Raw genomic sequence first — 18,414 nt, forward strand, 5'->3', positions numbered from 1 at the left:
GTCAGCGGCTGGTGCCGGTGCCCTTCTCCGCGTCCAGCGCGTACACGCACCGGTCCTTGCTGCACGCGTACACCACCCCGTCCCGCACCACCGGCGTCCCGGTGATCTCCCCGCCGGTCGCCAGCTTCCAGCGCAGCCGGCCGTCGTCGGCCTTCAGCGTGTACAGCAGGTGGTCCGTGGAGCCGAAGTGCACCCGGCCGTCGGCGACCACCGGGGAGCCGACGATCTCCCCGCCCGCCTGGAAGCGCCACTTCGGCGTCCCGGCCACGGCGTCCAGGGTGTACAGGCCCTGGCCGCTGCCGACGTGCACGTGGCCGTGGGCGACGAGCACCGGGTCGGTGGACGCGGGCCGCGCCTCCGTGGCGATGCGCCAGCGGTCCCGGCCGTCCGTCGCGTCGAGCGCGTAGACCGTGCCCAGGTGGTCGGCGAGGTAGATGCCGCCGCCGGCCACCGCGGGGCCGGGGGCGAAGGCGGGCGGGCAGAGGAAGACCGCGGGCGCCTCGAAGTGCCAGCGGACGTGCCCGTTGCCGACGTCGAGGGCGAGCACCCGCGTGCCGGCCGCGACGTACACGTAGCCGTCGGAGGCCGGGGTGAGCCGGACGGGGACGCCGCCGCAGGAGGCCGCGTCGCCGATCGGGTACGACCAGCGCTCCTCGCCGGTGCGGGCCTCCAGGGCGCGCAGCCGGGCGTCCTGCCACACGTACACCGTGCCGTCGTGGACGACGGGCCCCGCCTCGGGCGCCTCGAAGTCGGTCTGGCAGCCGGTGATCTCCCACAGTTCGTCGCCGGTGACGGCCTCGCGGGCCTGGACGCCGCCGCCGCGGGTGGCGGTGACGACGGTGCCGCGGTCGGCCCGCAGCGCGTACACCCAGGCGTCGGTGCCGAGCCGCCACAGGTCGCCGCCCTCGCGGGCGTCGAGCGCCCACAGGGTCGGGCCGTCGGAGGCGTGGATACGGCCGTCGGCGACGTCCATGGCCCAGGCGACGTCCCGCGTCTTGAAGCGGCGTCTGCCGGTGGCCACGTCGAGCGCGTGGACCTCGAAGGAGGTGACGTAGACGAGGTCGCCGGCGACCTTGGGCGTGCCCCACACGTCGTTCGACATACGAAAGCGCCAGGGCCGCCAGGCGGAGCCCTCGGCGGGGGCGGGCGGCGGCACGACGGGGTCCGGGCCGCCGTTGCGCGGGGCGGTGGCGGTGCGGGCCCGGGTCCAGGAGGCGACGAGGCCGGACTCGGCGGGCGGCGCCTTCACCGCGGCGGCGCGCGCGTCGGCGACCCGCGGTCCCGGGCCGATCGGCACCCGCGCCCCGGCCAGGTGGACCGGCCCCTCGGTGCCGGGACGGGCCCCGGCCAGGGCCACCGGCCGCGGCCCGTCGGCGGAGACGGGGCCCGGCGGCTGCGCGGGCATGGCGGGCACCCGGGCGCCGTGGCCCGGGGTGCGGGCGGCGGGCTTGGCGACGGTGCGGACCCCGCGCCGCGCCTCGATCAGCGCCACCGACCGCTCGGGCAGCCACGCCGACGCCGTCCCGCTGTCGTCGCTGCCGGGGCCGAACAGGTGCGGGGCGAGCTGGGCCTGGAGGTCGGCGGGCGAGGGCCGGCGGACCGCGTCCATCTGCATGCACGACTCGATGAGCGGCCGCAGCTCGGCGGGGAGCCCTTCCAGGTCGGGGCCTTCGCGCAGCAGCATGAAGACCGTCTCGACGGGGTTGGCGCCGTGGAAGGGGGCGTGCCCGGTGGCGGCGAAGACGAGGGTCGAGCCGAGCGAGAACACGTCGGAGGCGCCGGTGACGCTGCGCGAGTCCTTCGCCTGCTCGGGCGACATGTACGCGGGGGTGCCCACGGCCACGTTCGTCATGGTCAGGCGGGTGTTGGAGACGCCGGACGCGATGCCGAAGTCGATGACGCGCGGCCCGTCCTCGACCACCAGCACGTTCGACGGCTTGAGGTCGCGGTGGACCAGGCCGGCGCCGTGGATGGACTGGAGGGCCTCGGCGACGCCCGCCGCCAGCCAGCGCACCGCCTGGGCGGGCAGCGGCCCGCACTCGTTCACTATCTCTTCGAGGGAGGGCGCCGGCACGTACGCGGTGGCGAGCCAGGGCACGGCCGCGCGCGGGTCGGCGTCGACGACGGCCGCCGTGTAGAAGCCGGACACCGCCCGGGCCGCCTCGACCTCGCGGGTGAAGCGCACCCGGAACAGCTGGTCCTCGGCGAGTTCGGTGCGGACCGTCTTGATGGCCACGCGCCGGCCGGAGGCCGAGCGGGCCAGATAGACCAGACCCATGCCGCCCGCGCCGAGCCGCCCAAGGACCTCGAACGGGCCGATCCTCCTCGGATCGTGCTGCGTCAGCTGATCCATCACTTGCCTGCCACCTCCCCGTGCGATGCCGGAATCCCCGGGTTTCCCGGCCCCTCGCACATACGGCCCCCGTCAGCGTCTCACCACCGCAGCGCTACGGCGGCACGCACCCTGATTCTTCCTGTCCGAGGCGCCGGTGGCGAACCTGGGGGCAAATCGGGGTGTCCCGGGCTCCGGCCCCGGGCCGCGGGGGCCTCAGGCGGCGCACACGGCGAAGACGGCGCCCTGGTCGTCGCCGAGGACCGCGACGGGACCGTACGGGGTGGGGTGCGGCGCCGCCCGCACCTGCCCGCCGAGCCGGAGCGCCTCGGCGCAGGTGGCGGCCAGGTCGGCCGAGCCGAGGTGCGGAAGGAAGCGGGCGTTCCACCCGGAGACGGCCCGCCGGCTCACCTCGGGGACCCCGGGACCGGCCTGCGCCGCGCTGCCCGGCCGCCATACCCGCAGGTCGGACGGGGTGGCGCCGTCCGGGAGCGGCGCCGGGTAGCCGAGGACCCGGGGGTAGAAGGTGTCGCTCAGGCCCGCGTCCGGGGTCCGTAACTCGGCGCGGCACAGGGCTCCGGGCGCCCCGGTGCGCTCGAAGCCCTGGTGGCTGCCGGCCTGCCAGAGGCCGAAGACCGCGCTGTCGGGTCCGGCGGCGAGCGCGACGGTGGCCACGGCGCCGTCGGAGACCGGCCCGGACACGAGGTGCCCGCCGGCCGAGACGACCCGGCCCGCCGCGGCGTAGGCGTCCCGGACCGCGAAGTACACGGTCCAGCCGCGGCCCCCGGGGGCGAGGGCGGCGACGGCCCGGTCCTCGTCGTAGGCCCCGGTGTAGAAGCCGCGCTCGGCGCCCGCGCCCTCGTCGAAGGTCCACCCGAAGAGGTCGCCGTAGAAGCGCTTGCCCGCCTCGACGTCGGGCAGCCGGACGTCGGCCCAGCACGGCGCGCCCTCGGGGAAGTCCGGGTACATGAATCAACGCTAGCCACGGGGTGCGGGGCCGGTGGTTCCGCCGGCGTCCCTCTGGCCGGATTGTGGCCCCCCGGCCCCCTCTTTTGTCCGGCGACCGGCCCTTCCCGCGCCGCCCCCGCGCCCCGGGCGACGGGCCTGAGCAGGTCGTCACAGGGGCCTGACCCCATTTGCAGTCGGTCAGATCGCGCTCCGATCACCCCTCGGTAAGCTGACGGCATGACAGGACAAGTGCGTACCGTCGACGGCCGTGTGGCCGGACGGCGTGGTCAGGCGACACGTCAGAAGCTGCTCGACTGCCTCGGCGAGATGCTCAGCTCCTCGCCCTATCGGGACGTCAAAGTCATTGATGTGGCCCGCAAGGCAGGCACGTCGCCGGCGACCTTCTACCAGTACTTCCCGGACGTCGAGGGCGCCGTCCTGGAGATCGCCGAGCAAATGGCCGCCGAGGGTGCCGGGTTGACCGATCTGGTGGCGGGCCGCTCCTGGGCCGGCAAGGCGGGCTGGGCCACCGCCCAGGAACTCGTGGACGGGTTCCTGGAGTTCTGGCGCCGCAACGACGCGATCCTGCGTGTGGTCGACCTGGGCGCCGCCGAGGGCGACAAGCGGTTCTACAAGCTCCGTATGAAGATCCTGAACTCGGTGAACAACTCCCTTGCGGACGCGGTCAAGGGGTTGCAGGACAAGGGCAGGGTCGACAAGGACGTGAGCCCGGCCGCGGTGGCCGGTTCGCTGGTCGCGATGCTCGCCGCGGTCGCCTCGCACCAGCGCGGCTTCCAGACGTGGGGCGTCAAGCAGGCCGAACTCAAACCGAACCTCGCGCTGTTGGTGCACCTCGGGGTGACCGGGAAGAAGCCGACGAAGTAACGGTCCCTCCCGTTTTCTGGTCCTGGTCCTGTCGTGCGGCGGCGGCTCGCGTGTCCTCGTGAGCCGCCGCCGTTGCTTTCCCCGCCGCCCGGCCCCGGGCCGTGCCGGTCAGCGTCTTTCCAGCCGGAACAGTCTGATCTCGCGCTCCACCCGTGCCTGGTACGCCGCGTACGGCGGCCAGAACTCCAGGGCGGCCGCCCACGCCTCCTCCCGTTCGGCGGAGTGCAGCAGCCGCGCCCTGACCGGCACGTCCTCGCCCTGCCGGCTGATCTCCGCGTCCGGGTGGGCCAGCAGGTTCGCCGTCCACGCCGGATGACCGGGCCGGCCGAAGTTCGACCCGATCAGCAGCCAGGTCCCCCGCTCCCGCTCGGGCATGCAGGCGAGCGGGGTCCGCCGCACGGTGCCGGTCCGTGCGCCGCGGACGCTGAGGACGACGCCGGGCAGCAGTCGCGCGCTGAGCAGCACCTTGCCGCGGGTCAGCCGGTGCACGGCCCGGTCGAGCGCCGGGACGACGTGCGGGGCGAGCCGGGCGAAGGCGCGGGTCGAGGAGACCTGCTGGACGAGCCGGACGCCGGGCCCGGCCATCAGGCGCTCGCCCCCGCGGCCCGCCCGAACACCTCGGCCAGCTGCGCCGCGCGCGCCCGCAGCAGGTGGACGGGGCCGAAGAGCAGCTCGTCGCCGGTGGCCCGCTTCAGGTAGAGGTGGGCGTCGTGCTCCCAGGTGATGCCGGTGCCGCCGTGCAACTGGACGGCCTCGGCGGCGGCCGTGCGCAGGGCTTCCAGGGCCTGGGCGAGGGCGAGGGCGCCGACGCGTTCGCCGTCCGGGACGCTCGCGGCCCAGGCGGCGTAGTACGCGGCGGAGCGGGCGGCCTGCACCCCCACGTACACGTCGGCCAGCCGGTGTTTCACCGCCTGGAAGGAGCCGATGGGGCGGCCGAACTGCTCGCGTTGCCGCACGTGCTCGACGGTCCGCTCCAGGGCCCGGTCGGCGGCGCCGACGGCCTCGGCGGCGAGCAGGGTGGCGGCGGTGTCGCCGGTGGCGGCGAGCGCGTCCGCCACGCCGGTGTCCTCGTCGCCGAGCAACTCGGCTTGTACGTAGCGCAGTTCTAGGCGGGCCTGCGGCCGGGTCTCGTCGAGGGAGGTCTGCCGGGTGCGGGCGAGGCCCGGGGCGCCGGCGCGGACGAGGAAGAGCAGGGTGCGCGAGCGGGCGAAGCCGCCGGTGTGCGCGGCGACGAGCAGCAGTCCCGCGCTGTGCCCGTCGAGCACCTGCGCGGCCTGCCCGTACAGCTGCCAGCCGGACGCGTGCCGGGTGGCCTGCACCCCGCCCGCGCGGCCGCCGCCCGCCCAGTCGCCCGCGTTGTCGGCGACGAGCCCGAGGGCGGTGGCGAGCCCCTCCCCTGGGACGGCGAGGGCCCCGGTCAGGCTTCCGTCGGCGATCCGCGGCAGCAGCGCCGCCCGCTGCGCCTGGGTGCCGAGCGCCTGGAGCAGCGGGGCGACGAGGGCGCTGGTGGCCAGGAGCGGGGTCGGCGCGAGGGCGCGGCCCAGCTCCTCGCCGGCCAGCGCCAGTTCGACCGGGCCGGCGCCGACGCCGCCGAGGTCCGCGGGCAGGGCGAGCCCGGCCAGTCCGAGCTGGGCGCCGAGGGTGCTCCACAGGGCGAGGTCGTGGCCGCCGGGGGTGCGGACCGCGGCGCGGACCTCGTCCGGGGTGCAGCGTGCGGCGGTGAGTTCGCGCAGGGTGCGGCGGATCTCCCGCTGTTCCTCGGTGAACCTGGCATCCATGCGACGCCCCTTTCTGACGGGCCGTCATGTTACGGCCGGGGGCCCTGGATGCCCAGAGGCGCACCACCTTCGCCGCACGGACTCCCGTCACGCGACCCCGTTACGCACGGCCCTATCTGATGTACCGTCAGATTCATGACCGGCTCCCACCGCAAGGCCGCCGTCGCGGGGGTCGCCCTCTCCGACTGCGGCCGCGTCGACGACGCCACTCCCTACGCCCTGCACGCCCAGGCCGCGCGCCGCGCCCTCGCCGACGCCGGTCTCGGGCCGGACGCCGTCGACGGCTTCGCCAGCGCGGGCCTGGGCACGCTCGCCCCGGCCGAGGTCGCCGAGTACCTGGGGCTGCGGCCCCGCTGGGTCGACTCCACCGCGGTCGGCGGCGCCACGTGGGAGGTGATGGCGGCGCACGCGGCGGACGCCATCGCGGCCGGGCACGCCCGCGCCGTGCTGCTGGTCTACGGTTCGACGGCCCGCGCCGACGTCCGGGCCGGGCGGCGCACGGCGAACCTGTCGTTCGGCGCACGCGGCCCGCTCCAGTACGAGGTCCCCTACGGGCACACGCTCATCGCCAAGTACGCGATGGCGGCCCGGCGCCACATGCACACGTACGGCACCACGCTCGACCAGCTCGCCGAGGTGGCGGTGCAGGCGCGGCAGAACGCGGCGCGCAACCCGGAGGCGATGTTCCGCGACCCGATCGGCGTCGACGACGTGCTGGCCGGGCCGATGATCGCCGATCCGTTCACCAAGCTGCACTGCTGCATCCGCTCCGACGGCGGCGCCGCCGTGCTGATCGTGGCCGGGGACCTGGTGCCGCAGTGCGCCACGCGCCCGGTCTGGCTGCTGGGCTCGGGCGCGTACGTCTCGCACACGGCGATGTCGCAGTGGGACGACTTCACGCTCTCCCCGGCGGCGGTGAGCGGACGGCTCGCCTTCGAGCGGGCCGGGGTCCGCCCCGACGAGATCGACGTCGCCGAGATCTACGACGCGTTCACGTACATGACGCTGGTGACGCTGGAGGACCTCGGCTTCTGCGCCAAGGGCGAGGGCGGCTCCTTCGTCGAGAAGGGGCGGCTGCGGTACGACGGCGCGCTGCCGACCAACACCGACGGCGGCGGCCTCTCCGCCCAGCACCCCGGAATGCGGGGGTTGTTCCTGCTGGTGGAGGCGGTGCGGCAGCTGCGCGGCACGGCCGGCGGACACCAGGTGCGCCGGCCGGACGGCTCGCCGCCCGCACTCGCGGTCGCCTCCGGCACGGGCGGCTGGTTCTGCTCCTCGGGCACGGTCGTGCTGGGCCGCGACTGACCCCCGCCCGCGCGGTGCCGCGCCCCGTCGGCACGGCCTCGCGACCGGCCCCGCCCGGGCGATGCCACGACCGCCCCCGCGCCGTGCCACGGCCGACCCTGCCCGCACAGTGCCGCGCCCTCCGCCCGCACGGCGCCGCCCCCAGCTGAGGCGGTGGCCGCGACAATCGGTCCATGGACACGGAACTGGACACCCTGCTGCGGTCCCTGCACGTGTGGGACACCGAGCTGCCCGACTTCGACCCCGGGGCCACGCCGGAGGCGCCGCTGCCGCTGTTCACGCAGTGGTTCGCGGCGGCCGTGGCGGCGGGGCAGAGCGAGCCGCACACCCCGGCACTGGCGACCACGGACGCGGCGGGCCGCGCGGACGTCCGCACGGTGATGCTGCACGGCGCCGACGCCCGCTCCCTGCACTTCGCCTCGCACGCGGGCAGCGCCAAGGGCCGTCAGCTCGCCGCCCGGCCGTACGCGGCGCTCGGCTTCTACTGGCCGGTCCAGGGCCGCCAGGTGCGGCTGCGCGGCCCCGTGCGCACCGCCCCCGCCGAGGCCGCCCACGCCGACCTGCACGCCCGCTCGACGGGCGCGCTCGCCGCCGCCCTGACCGGCCGCCAGAGCGAGCCACTCGCCTCCTACGACGCGCTGGTCCGGGCCTCCGAGGAGGCCTGGGAGCGGGCGCGGCGCGAGCCGGACACCGCCGTGCCGTCGTGGACGGTGTACGAACTGGAGCCGGAGGAGGTCGAGTTCTTCCAGGGCGACGCGCGCCGCCGGCACGTGCGACTCACCTACACGCGGCGGGCGGACGGCTGGGCCAAGCAGTTGCTGTGGCCCTGAGCGGAGCCGGTCAGGCGTCGGCGGCGGGCCGGAACACCGGTACGGTCCACCCGCCCCCGCCGGGCCGGAAGGCGACGCGCAGCGCCATCCCTGGCCGCAGGGCGTGCGCCGCGCAGTCCACGATCTCCGTCATCATCCGCGGCCCCTCCGCGAGGTCGACGACGGCGGCGACGTAAGGGGCGCGCGCGCCGAACGGGGGCAGGTCGTTGCGGTGCACGACGGACCACGTGTAGAGCACGGCCCGCCCGCTCGCGTCCTGCCACCGCACGGTCCGCGGGTCGTCGTTCCAGCAGTACGGGCAGAACTCGCGCGGGTAGTGATGGGCGCGGCCGCACGCCATGCACTGGCGCAGCAGCAGCCGTCCCTCGGCGGCCGCGTCCCAGTAGGCCCGGCTGAAGGCGTCGGGCTCGGGAGCGTCGAAACGCCTGCCCGTACCGGCCGCACCAGCCTCTTCGGCGGTCACCGGAACAGGCCGATCGCGCTGTCGAGGGACCAGGTCTGCCAGGCCATGGCGAACAGGGCGACGAGGGAGATGAGCCCCATCATCGCGTTCTGCCCCTGCTCGGCCCAGTCGTGGATCATGAGGGTGAAGTACAGCAGGTTGAGCAGCAGCCCGCCGACGAGCGCGACGGGGGTCAGGAGACCGGCGACGAGGCCGAGCCCCAGGGCGAGTTCGGCGTACACGACGACGCGGGCGATGACCCGGGGCCGGGGCGCGACGACGGTGTCGAAGCCGCGGCGCACGGCGGCCCACCGGTGTCTCGCTGCGACGTCCGCGGCCCACGCGATGCCGGTGCCGCGCTCGAACCAGCCCTTCTTGTCCTTGTGCCGCCAGCTCTCCAGCCACCACAGGCCGAGCCCGATCCGCAGCACGGCGAGCCATTCGGCGCCACTGAGACCTATCGCGTCCATGCGCTCCCGCCGTCCCGTGATCGGTTGCGTCCCGCGTTTCTGACGGTACGTCAGTTCAGCGCAACCCCCGTCACGCGCGCAAGAGTCCGCACACCGAAACCACCGCGTCCTGGCATCCGTGATCAATTCGCAACCGATTCCGGCCTTGACCGAGACCCATCAAGTGGCGGCGCGATTACGCTCCCGCACATGACCGCCCCGCTCTCCTCACCGTCCCCCCGCAGCCACGAACGCCCGCCCGTGTACGTCATCGGCGGTGGCCCCGGCGGACTCGCGGCGGCCGCCCGCCTGAAGGCCCACGGCGTACGGGCCGTCGTGCTGGAGAAGTCCGAGGAGGTCGGCGCCGCGTGGCGCGGCCACTACGACCGGCTGCGCCTGCACACCACGCGCCGCCTCTCGGCCCTGCCCGGCCTGCCGATGCCGCGCCGCTTCGGCCGCTGGGTCGCCCGCCACGACGTGGTGCGCTACCTGGAGAAGTACGCCGAGTTCCACGACCTGGAAGTGGTCACCGGCGTCGAGGTCACCCGCGTCGACCGGGCCCCGGACGGCACCGGCTGGCTGCTGCGGGCCACCGGCGGGCGCGAGCTGACGGCCGCCGCCGTGGTCGTCGCCACCGGCTACAACCACACCCCGCGGCTGCCCGACTGGCCGGGCGCCGCCGCGTACCCCGGGCGGCTGCTGCACGCGAGCGCGTACCGCTCCCCCGCCCCCTACGCCGGTCAGGACGTCCTCGTCGTCGGCGTCGGCAACACCGGCGCCGAGATCGCCGTCGACCTGGTGGAGGGCGGCGCCGCGCGCGTGCGGCTCGCGGTGCGCACGGCGCCGCACATCGTGCGCCGCTCCACGCTGGGCTGGCCCGCCCAGCGCACCGGCATCCTCTGCCGCCGCCTGCCGGTGCGGCTCGTCGACCGGCTGGCCGTCCCGCTGAGCCGGCTGAGCGTGCCGGACCTGACCGCCCAGGGGCTGCCGCGCCCCGACACCGGGCTGTACGCGCGGGCCCGCGCGGGCGCCATCCCCGTGCAGGACGCGGGGCTCGTCGCCGCGGTGCGCTCCGGCCGGGTCGAGCCCGTGGCGGCCGTCGCGTCCTTCGAGGGCGCGGAGGTCGTCCTGGCGGACGGGGCCCGGCTGCGCCCGGACACGGTGATCGCGGCGACCGGCTACCACCGGGGCCTGGAGCCGCTCGTCGGCCACCTCGGCGTCCTCGACCCCGCGACCGGCCGCCCCCGCCCGCACGGCGCCCGCACCCTCCCGGCCGCGCCGGGCCTGTACTTCTCCGGCTACACGAACCCGATCAGCGGGATGCTGCGCGAACTGGCCCGGGACGCGGACCGCATCGGCAGGGCCCTGGCCAAGTCCCTCTGACGGGAGGCCTTCCCCGCGCGCCGGCCCCGCCGCCTGGCCGGCCCGGGGCAGCGCGGCCCCGCCACCGGACCGGCTCCCGGGGTGCCGGGGGCTACGGCTTCGCCGTCGGGTTCAGGACGACCTTCGCGTTGTTGTTGCCCGGCCTCGGGTCGAACGCGAAGGTGCCGTCGCCGTAGGGCGGCCGGAGCGTGACCGCACCGGCCGCGTCGCGCACCACCGTGTCGACGCGCAGCTTGAAGGCGAAGGCGCGGACCGCGTCCGGGGCGACCCACAGCGGCAGGGAGCAGGCGTAGCGCGGGGCGCCCGTCGTGCCCTCGTAGTACCCGCCGTCCAGGGTGGTGGGGTGGCAGTCCGTCTCGGGGTAGCCCGTGACGGTCGCGCCGCGCGGCACGACGAAGCCGACGGAGGCCACCGGGTCGCCGGAGCCGAGGTTCGCCACCCAGGCCGGGCCCGCGTTGCGGAAGCGCAGGCTCGCGGTGACGGTCCGGCCCGCCACGGCGCGGAGCGTGGCGCCGCGGACCCGGAAGTCCGCCGTGTTGTCGGCCCGGATGCCCGCGTACGCCGCGTCGTTGCCGGTGTCGATGTCGGTGGCGCCGCCGCCGGGCGTCACGCTCACGCCGAACCGTTCGTCCATCGCGTGCGCGCGCACCGCGATCCCCACCCCGCCGGGCAGCGCGAAGCTCGCGCCGGGCTCCACGGTGGTGTCGTAGGCGCAGGTGGCGAAGGTGATCGGGGCGTCGCCGCCGCCCGTGGTGCGGTACTGGCACTCGGGCCTGCGCCCGGCGAAGTCCAGCCCGTAGGGGAGGTTCATCTCCAGGGTGAAGCCGTGGGCGGCTTCGGTGCCGCGGTTCTCGACCGCCACCGGCTGGGTGAGCGTGGAGCCGGGCACCGCGTGCTCCACGTCGTGCACACCGGCCGGGGCGAGGTCGGGTCCGGCGGCCACGGAGACGGCGGTCTCCTGCCCGGCGGCGGTGAGCGTGCCGTCGGGGCCGCCGGTGGCCGTGGCGGAGTAGCGGACCGTGCCCCGCTCCCCGGCCACCGCGCCCGGCGCCGCCCGCACGGTGAGCCGGATGTCGTCGGGGTCGCCGGTGGTGCCGACGTCGGCCACCGAGCAGAGCGCCGTCGTGCCGGTGGGCGCGCAGTTCGCGGGCCAGTCGACCGCGGCGAAGGCGGCGATGCCGGAGACGTCGACGCGCACCCGGCCGTCGGCCACCTCGAAGTGAGCGTTGTCGTGGTAGAGCCCGATGTCCAAGGGCCGCCCGGCGCCCGGGTCCTGGGCGCTCCCGGCCGGAAGCGGCAGCTCGTAGGAGGTGGCGAGCCAGAGCTGGTCGCTCTCCGGTTCGTCGGCGGACGCGGGCGCGCCCGCCGGGCCGAATGCGGCCAGGGCGGTCAGCGCGGCCGCGGCCGTGGCGTGAGCGGCGAATCTCATGGCGTCCTCCGCGGTGGTGGGAGGTGCGGCCGGATGCGGCCGCCCGCGAAGGAGACGATCCGGCCACCCGGAGGGTTGTACGCCCCTGCCCCCGTTCGGCTCGTGCCCGCGGTGGGCAGGAGTGATCCCACGGGCCGGTCCGCACTCCGGTCCGCATTCCGGTCCGTGCTCCGGCCCGCGGTTCGGTCAGCACTCCGGCCCGCGCTCCGGGCGGCCCGCCGGGGTGGGCGCCGCACCTGTCCCATCCTTTGCGTACCGAACCGTTCCTGACGGAGCGTCAGTTCAGTAATCTGACACTGTGTCAGTTGGCGTCCGGCGCCACGCGCCCGCCGACGCACCGCACGAGCCACAGTTGTCGCTGTCACACAGGAGCGGGGCGGACCGATGCTTGGATCGACGTACGGCACCCTGACCACCGACTCCCGCCGGGCCCGCGTGATCGCCTGCGGCGAGCACTCCGGTCCTGCCGTGCACGGCAGGACCGGCACCGACGAACGCGACGTGAGCGGCCGGCCGCTGCACGCCGACGTCCCCGACCTCGACCGGTTCTTCCGCCCGGAGACCGTCGCCGTCGTCGGCGCCTCGGACGCCGAGGGCCGCCCGAACACCGGCATCACCCGCCAGCTGCTGGCCTGGGCGCAGCGGGTCGGCGCACGCCTGCACCCGGTGCACCCCACCCGGCAAACGGTCTTCGGCCTGCCGTGCGTCCCCGGCGTCGCGGACCTGCCCGAACAGGTCGACCTCGCCGTCCTGCTGGTCGCCGACCCGCTGCCCGTCATCACGGAACTCGCCGACACCAAGGTGAAGTTCGCCGTCGCCTTCGCGTCCGGCTTCGCCGAGACCGGCGAGGCGGGCGCCGCCGCGCAGCAGCGGCTCGCCGCGGCGGTCGCGGGCTCGGGGCTGCGGCTGCTGGGCCCGAACACCAACCTCAACGCCTTCGAGCACTTCCGGGACGACCTCGAAGGACCCGCCATCGCCCTCATCACGCAATCCGGCCACCAGGGCCGCCCGGTCTTCGCCCTCCAGGAACTCGGCATCCGCCTCTCGCACTGGGCGCCCACGGGCAACGAGGCCGACCTGGAGAGCGCCGACTTCATCGCGTACTTCGCACAGCGCCCCGAGGTCGGGGCCATCGCCGCCTACGTCGAAGGGCTCAAGGACGGCCGGGCCTTCCTGCTCGCCGCCGACCGGGCCGCGCGCGCGGGCGTGCCCGTCGTCGCGGTCAAGGTGGGCCGCACCGAGACCGGCGCGCGCACCGCCGCGTCGCACACCGGGAAGCTGACCGGCGCCGACGCCGTCGTCGACGCGGCGATGCGGCAGTTCGGCGTCGTCCGCGTCGACGGCCTCGACGAACTCCAGGACACGGCGGCGCTGCTCGCCCGCGCCCGGCCGCCCCGGGCCGACGGCGTCTGCGTCTACTCCATATCCGGCGGCACCGGCGCCCACTTCGCCGACCTCGCGACCGCGGCGGGCCTGACCCTGCCCGCCCTGTCCGCGGCGAAGCAGGCCGAACTGCACCAGTGGATCCCCGACTACCTGAACGTCGCCAACCCGGTCGACAACGGCGGCCACCCGGTCGGCGACGAACGCGGCCCGAAGATCATCGACGCGCTCCTCGCCGACCCGGCCGTCGGCGTGCTGATCTGCCCCATCACCGGCCCCTTCCCGCCGATGAGCGACAAGCTCGCCCGGGACCTGGTGGCCGCGGCCGAGCGGACCGACAAGCTGGTCTGCGTGGTGTGGGGCTCGCCGGTCGGCACCGAGGCCGCGTACCGCTCCACGCTCCTCGGCTCGTCCCGGGTGGCCACCTTCCGCACCTTCGCCAACTGCGTCACCGCCGTCCGCGCCTACCTCGGCCACCACCGGTTCGCCGCCGCCTACCGCTCGCCCTTCGACGAGGCGCCCCGCACCCCCTCGCCCTCCTTCCGCAAGGCGCAGGCCCTGATGCGGCCCGGCAGGCAGCTCAGCGAGCACGCGGCGAAGCAGCTGCTGCGGGCGTACGGCATCCGCGTCCCGCGCGAACAGCTGGTGACCAGCGCGGCGGCCGCGGTGCGCGCCGCCTCCCTCGTCGGCTACCCCGTCGTCATGAAGGCGTCCGCGCCGCAGCTCGCCCACAAGTCCGAACTCGGCCTGATCAAGGTCGACCTGACCTCCGCGAGCCAGGTCAGGGACGCGTACCGCGAACTCACCGACATCGCCCGCTACGAAGGCATCGACCTCGACGGCGTCCTCGTCTGCCAACTGGTCGAGCGGGGCGTGGAGATGGTCGTCGGGGTCACGCACGACGACCTGTTCGGCCCGACCGTCACCGTGGGGCTCGGCGGCGTCCTCGTCGAGGTGCTGCGCGACACGGCGGTGTGCGTGCCGCCCTTCGGCGAGCACCAGGCCCGCGCCGCCCTGGACGAGCTGCGCGGCCGCGCCCTGCTCGACGGGGTCAGGGGGGCGCCGCCCGCGGACGTGGACGCGCTCGTCGAGGTGGTCCTGCGGGTCCAGCGCATGGCCCTCGAACTCGGCGACGACCTCGCCGAGCTGGACATCAACCCGCTGATGGTGCTCGGCCGCGGCCAGGGCGCGGTCGCGCTCGACGCGCTGGCCGTCTGCCGCTGACCTCCCGGAACGGAGTCCCGCCCGTATGAACGAGCCGTCGTCCGCGCCCGCGCCCGACCCCGGCGCCGCCGTCCTGCACACCATGGACGGGCACGTCTCCTGGATCACCCTGGACCGGCCCGAGGTGATGAACGCGCTCACCTGGGAGCAGCGCGAACGCGTCATCGCCCTGCTCGCCGCCGCCTCCGCGGACCCCGGGGTGCGGGCCGTGGTGCTCACGGCGACCGGGCGGGGGTTCTGCGCGGGCGCGGACCTGCGCGGGGCGTTGGCCGCGCCCGGGGAGCCGGTCGCGGGCGACGTGGCCCGCACGATCCGGCTCGGCGCCCAGCGGCTGGTCGGCGCGGTCCTCGACTGCGAGAAGCCGGTGCTCGCGGCGGTCAACGGCACGGCGGCCGGCCTCGGCGCGCACCTCGCGCTCGCCTGCGACCTGGTGCTGGCTGCGGAGTCGGCCCGCTTCATCGAGGTGTTCGTGCGGCGCGGCCTGGTCCCGGACGCCGGGGGCGCGTACCTGCTGCCGCGTCTGGTGGGACCGCAGCGGGCCAAGGAGCTGATGTTCTTCGGCGACGCGCTGTCGGCGGCCGACGCGGAGCGCCTGGGCCTGGTCAACCGGGCGGTGCCGGACGCCGAGCTGGAGGCGACGGCACGGCACTGGGCGCGGCGCCTCGCCGCCGGTCCGACGCGGGCCCTGGCCCTCACCAAACAGCTGCTGAACGCGGCCCTGGACACGGACCGCGGCACGGCCTTCGCGGCGGAGGCGGCGGCGCAGGAGCTGAACATGGCCACGCACGACGCGCGCGAGGGCGTCGCCGCGTTCCGCGAGCGCCGCGACCCGCGGTACCAGGGCCGGTGACGGGCCCTTGCCCCTTCCCATCTGACGGGCCGTCAGCTGTACTGGGACCATGATGGGACACGCAGGGATGGCGGCCACCGCCGTCCGCTACCTCAGGTCGGTCGGCGCCCCCACCACGGCGGGCCCGGTGGAGCCGCTGCCCCGCCCCGACCTGCGGGCCGTCGGCGCCCACGAGCGGGCCCCGGTCGACCCGGCCGCCTTCCGCCGCGTCCTGGGCACGTTCGCGACGGGGGTCACCGTCGTCACGGCCCCGCCCGCGGGGCCCGGCGAGGGGCCCGCGGGGTTCGCCTGCCAGTCGTTCGCCTCGCTCTCCCTCGACCCGCCGCTGGTGGCGTTCATGGTGGCGCGTACGTCGACGACGTGGCCCCGCATCGCCCGCGCGGGCGTCTTCTGCGTGAACGTGCTCGGCGCGGACCAGGGCGCGCTGTGCCGCGCGTTCGCGGTGAGCGGGGCCGACAAGTTCGCCGGGGTCGGGCACCGGCCGGCGCCCGTCTCCGGCGCGCCGCTGCTCGACGGCGCCGCCGCGTGGGTCGACTGCGCGGTCCACGCCGTGCACCCGGGCGGCGACCACCTGATCGTGGTCGGCCGCGTCACCGCCCTCGGCGCCGATTCCGCCGACCGCGCCCCGCTCCTCTTCCACCGGGGCCGCTTCGCGGGGCTCACGCACCTGTGAACCCGAAGCACCCGGGCGCCCCGGGCGGGCTCACGCCGCGACGGCGACGCCCGCCACCCCCGCGGTCCGCCCGCCGCGCCGGATCACCAGGGACATCAGCGCGGCGACGGCGCACAGCGCCCCGGCCGCGTACCAGACCACGTCGTACGAGCCGAAGGCGTCCCGCGCCAGGCCGCCGAGGAAGGCGACCAGCGCCGCCCCGACCTGGTGCGAGGCGAGCACCCAGCCGAAGACGATGGCGCTGTCCTCGCCGTAGTGCTCGCGGCACAGCGCGATGGTCGGCGGCACCGTGGCCACCCAGTCCAGGCCGTAGAAGACGATGAAGAAGACCATCGGCGGGTGCACGTTCGGCGCAAGCAGCACCGGCAGGAACAGCAGCGAGACACCGCGCAGCGCGTAGTACCCGGCGAGCAGCCGGCGCGCCTCGAACCGGTCGGTGAACCAGCCGGACGCGACCGTGCCCACCACGTCGAAGACCCCGATGACCGCGAGCAGCGACGCGGCGGCGGGCACCGGCATGCCGTGGTCGTGGGCGGCGGGCACGAAGTGGGTCTTGACCAGGCCGTTCGTGGAGGCACCGCAGATCGCGAAGGTCCCGGCGAGGAGCCAGAACGGGCCGGTGCGGGCGGCCTTCACCAGGACGGTGACCGCGCGCCGGGCCGCCCCGGTCACCGGAGCGGGCTTCGGCACGAACTCCGTGGCCCCGTACGGCGCGACGCCCACGTCGGCGGGGTGGTCGCGCAGCAGCAGCCAGACGAACGGCACGACGGAGAGGGCGGCCAGCGCGACCGTGACCGCGGCGGGCCGCCACTGGTGCTCCTGGACGATCCAGGCGAGCAGCGGCAGGAAGATCAGCTGACCGGAGGCGCCGGCGGCGGTCAGCAGCCCGGTGACCAGTCCGCGGCGGGCGACGAACCACCGGTTGGTGACGGTGGCCGCGAACGCGAGCGCCATCGAGCCGCTGCCCAGGCCGACCAGCACGCCCCAGTACAGGACGAGTTGCCAGGCGGCGGTCATCCACACGGTGAGCAGCGAGCCCAGCGAGATGACGAGCAGGGCGACGGCGACGATCCGGCGGATGCCGAACCGGTCCATGAGCGCGGCGGCGAACGGCGCGGTGACCCCGTACAGCGCGAGGTTGACCGACACGGCGAAGCCGATGGTGCCGCGGGACCAGCCGAAGCCCAGCTCCGGGTCGTGCAGCGGTTCGATGAGCAGTCCGGGCAGCGAGGCGAAGGCCGCGGCCCCGATGATCGTCACGAAGGTGACCGCGGCCACGGCCCAGGCGCGGTGGGGGCGCCGGCGGGCGGGTCCGGTCCGGATGGGGTCCTGCTGGGTCTGCGTCGTCACGCCCCTGAGCCTGCGGCAACCACCCGCGCACCACGAGTGGCCCGAATGCCATAGTTCGCTAGGATCGGGCCATGACCGCGCAGCCGCACCACGTCGCCGTGCTCGCCCTCGACGGGGTGATCCCCTTCGAACTGGGCATCCCGCAGCGCATCTTCGGCCGCGCGCGGACCCCGGAGGGCCGGGCGCTGTACTCCGTGGCGACCTGCGGGGTCCGCGGCCCGGGGCCGGTGCGCACCGACGCCGACTTCGACATCCTGGTCGCGCACGGCCCCGAGGCGCTGGCCGCGGCGGACACCGTGATCGTCCCGGCGTCGTACGAACTCGGCCCGGTCTACGAGGAGGGCCGGCTCTCGCCCGAGCTGGCGGCGGCGTTCGCCCGGGTCCGGCCCGGCACCCGGCTGGTCTCGATCTGCACCGGCAGCTGGGTGCTGGCGGCGGCCGGGTACCTCGACGGGCGGCCCGCGACCACGCACTGGGCCGACGCGGCGGCGTTCCAGCGGATGTTCCCGGCCGTCCGGGTCGACGCGGAGGTGCTCTTCATCGACGACGGGTCCGTCCTGACCTCGGCGGGGGTCGCCGCGGGGATCGACCTGTGCCTGCACATCGTGCGGCGCGACCACGGCGCGGCCGTCGCCAACGACGTGGCGCGGCGCACGGTGGTGCCGCCGCACCGGGACGGCGGCCAGGCCCAGTTCATCCGGCGCCCGGTGCCCGAGCCCCAGGTGGCGACCACCACGACGGCCCGCGCCTGGGCCCTGGCCCGCCTGCACGAACCGCTCCAGCTGCGCGACCTGGCCGAGCAGGAGTCCATGTCGGTCCGCACCTTCACGCGGCGCTTCCGGGAGGAGACCGGGGTCAGCCCCGGGCAGTGGCTCACGCAGCAGCGCGTGGAGCGGGCCCGCCACCTGCTGGAGACCTCGGCGCTCTCCATCGACCAGGTGGCCCGCGACGCCGGGTTCGGCACGGCGCAGTCCATGCGGCAGCATCTCCAGGCGGCGGTGGGCGTGACCCCGACGACGTACCGCCGCACCTTCCAGGCGCTCCCGTAACGGGACCCCGACCAGCCCGCGACGCCCTCGCTCCCGTGACGACGCCCCTGAGAGGCCGCACGAAGTGCGCCTCTCAGGGGCGCGGGGAACCGCGCGACCAGCCA

General features: G+C 75.7%; 16 protein-coding genes. 8 read left to right on the plus strand and 8 right to left on the minus strand.

Going from position 1 to position 18,414, the window contains the following annotated elements; genetic code table 11:
• Position 1 precedes the first annotated feature (1 nt).
• Positions 2-2,356 carry a PQQ-binding-like beta-propeller repeat protein gene (locus tag ACIBW6_RS06345; protein ID WP_399057213.1) on the minus strand — a complete coding sequence of 785 codons (2,355 nt, stop codon included), beginning with the start codon at positions 2,354-2,356 and terminating at the stop codon, positions 2-4.
• 192 nt (positions 2,357-2,548) lie between these two features.
• Positions 2,549-3,301, minus strand: a complete 753-nt coding sequence (locus tag ACIBW6_RS06350; protein WP_399057215.1) for a VOC family protein — start codon at positions 3,299-3,301, stop codon at positions 2,549-2,551.
• A 228-nt stretch (positions 3,302-3,529) separates the two neighbouring features.
• Here ACIBW6_RS06350 and ACIBW6_RS06355 point away from each other — a divergent pair, with 228 nt between their 5' ends.
• Positions 3,530-4,165 (plus strand): TetR family transcriptional regulator, encoded by a 636-nt coding sequence (locus ACIBW6_RS06355; RefSeq protein ID WP_399057701.1) that lies wholly within the window; start codon positions 3,530-3,532, stop codon positions 4,163-4,165.
• A 108-nt stretch (positions 4,166-4,273) separates the two neighbouring features.
• On the opposite strand, the gene ACIBW6_RS06360 is transcribed toward ACIBW6_RS06355, so the two are convergent.
• Positions 4,274-4,750, minus strand: coding sequence for a nitroreductase family deazaflavin-dependent oxidoreductase (locus ACIBW6_RS06360; RefSeq protein WP_399057217.1), 477 nt, complete (start codon positions 4,748-4,750; stop codon positions 4,274-4,276).
• Positions 4,750-5,943, minus strand: coding sequence for an acyl-CoA dehydrogenase family protein (locus tag ACIBW6_RS06365; protein ID WP_399057219.1), 1,194 nt, complete (start codon positions 5,941-5,943; stop codon positions 4,750-4,752). Before ACIBW6_RS06365 ends, ACIBW6_RS06360 begins: the two co-directional genes overlap by 1 nt.
• Before the next feature lie 135 nt (positions 5,944-6,078).
• Here ACIBW6_RS06365 and ACIBW6_RS06370 point away from each other — a divergent pair, with 135 nt between their 5' ends.
• Together ACIBW6_RS06370 and ACIBW6_RS06375 are read left to right on the plus strand one after the other, a co-directional pair.
• Positions 6,079-7,248: a thiolase C-terminal domain-containing protein gene (locus ACIBW6_RS06370; protein ID WP_399057221.1), complete on the plus strand. Its 1,170-nt coding sequence runs from the start codon at positions 6,079-6,081 to the stop codon at positions 7,246-7,248.
• Between the two features lie 173 nt (positions 7,249-7,421).
• Positions 7,422-8,078, plus strand: a complete 657-nt coding sequence (locus ACIBW6_RS06375) for a pyridoxal 5'-phosphate synthase (protein ID WP_399057223.1) — start codon at positions 7,422-7,424, stop codon at positions 8,076-8,078.
• Positions 8,079-8,088: 10 nt separating this feature from the next.
• Here ACIBW6_RS06375 and ACIBW6_RS06380 read toward each other — a convergent pair whose 3' ends face one another.
• Together ACIBW6_RS06380 and ACIBW6_RS06385 are read right to left on the minus strand one after the other, a co-directional pair.
• On the minus strand, positions 8,089-8,541 hold the full coding sequence (locus tag ACIBW6_RS06380; RefSeq protein WP_399057225.1) for a Zn-ribbon domain-containing OB-fold protein: 453 nt from the start codon (positions 8,539-8,541) through the stop codon (positions 8,089-8,091).
• A complete protein-coding gene (locus tag ACIBW6_RS06385) occupies positions 8,538-8,990 on the minus strand; it encodes a DoxX family protein (RefSeq protein ID WP_399057227.1) in 453 nt (150 codons plus the stop codon). Before ACIBW6_RS06385 ends, ACIBW6_RS06380 begins: the two co-directional genes overlap by 4 nt.
• Before the next feature lie 189 nt (positions 8,991-9,179).
• Between ACIBW6_RS06385 and ACIBW6_RS06390 the strand changes: the two genes are divergently transcribed.
• Positions 9,180-10,352 carry a flavin-containing monooxygenase gene (locus ACIBW6_RS06390; RefSeq protein ID WP_399057229.1) on the plus strand — a complete coding sequence of 391 codons (1,173 nt, stop codon included), beginning with the start codon at positions 9,180-9,182 and terminating at the stop codon, positions 10,350-10,352.
• A 91-nt stretch (positions 10,353-10,443) separates the two neighbouring features.
• Here ACIBW6_RS06390 and ACIBW6_RS06395 read toward each other — a convergent pair whose 3' ends face one another.
• On the minus strand, positions 10,444-11,781 hold the full coding sequence (locus ACIBW6_RS06395; protein ID WP_399057231.1) for a hypothetical protein: 1,338 nt from the start codon (positions 11,779-11,781) through the stop codon (positions 10,444-10,446).
• A gap of 384 nt (positions 11,782-12,165) precedes the next feature.
• Here ACIBW6_RS06395 and ACIBW6_RS06400 point away from each other — a divergent pair, with 384 nt between their 5' ends.
• The 3 genes from ACIBW6_RS06400 to ACIBW6_RS06410 are packed head-to-tail and all read left to right on the plus strand — an operon-like array spanning position 12,166 to position 15,911.
• Positions 12,166-14,388 carry an acetate--CoA ligase family protein gene (locus ACIBW6_RS06400; RefSeq protein ID WP_399057233.1) on the plus strand — a complete coding sequence of 741 codons (2,223 nt, stop codon included), beginning with the start codon at positions 12,166-12,168 and terminating at the stop codon, positions 14,386-14,388.
• A 25-nt stretch (positions 14,389-14,413) separates the two neighbouring features.
• Positions 14,414-15,238 carry an enoyl-CoA hydratase/isomerase family protein gene (locus ACIBW6_RS06405; protein ID WP_399057235.1) on the plus strand — a complete coding sequence of 275 codons (825 nt, stop codon included), beginning with the start codon at positions 14,414-14,416 and terminating at the stop codon, positions 15,236-15,238.
• A gap of 49 nt (positions 15,239-15,287) precedes the next feature.
• Positions 15,288-15,911, plus strand: a complete 624-nt coding sequence (locus ACIBW6_RS06410) for a flavin reductase family protein (protein WP_399057237.1) — start codon at positions 15,288-15,290, stop codon at positions 15,909-15,911.
• Positions 15,912-15,941: 30 nt separating this feature from the next.
• Here ACIBW6_RS06410 and ACIBW6_RS06415 read toward each other — a convergent pair whose 3' ends face one another.
• The gene (locus ACIBW6_RS06415) at positions 15,942-17,261 is read right to left on the minus strand and encodes an MFS transporter (RefSeq protein ID WP_399057239.1); all 1,320 of its coding nucleotides are present in this window, start codon (positions 17,259-17,261) and stop codon (positions 15,942-15,944) included.
• A gap of 71 nt (positions 17,262-17,332) precedes the next feature.
• Here ACIBW6_RS06415 and ACIBW6_RS06420 point away from each other — a divergent pair, with 71 nt between their 5' ends.
• On the plus strand, positions 17,333-18,310 hold the full coding sequence (locus ACIBW6_RS06420) for a GlxA family transcriptional regulator (RefSeq protein ID WP_399057241.1): 978 nt from the start codon (positions 17,333-17,335) through the stop codon (positions 18,308-18,310).
• Positions 18,311-18,414: the final 104 nt, after the last annotated feature.

It is taken from the genome of Streptomyces sp. NPDC049813, from assembly GCF_044465085.1.
Taxonomy (GTDB): domain Bacteria; phylum Actinomycetota; class Actinomycetes; order Streptomycetales; family Streptomycetaceae; genus Streptomyces.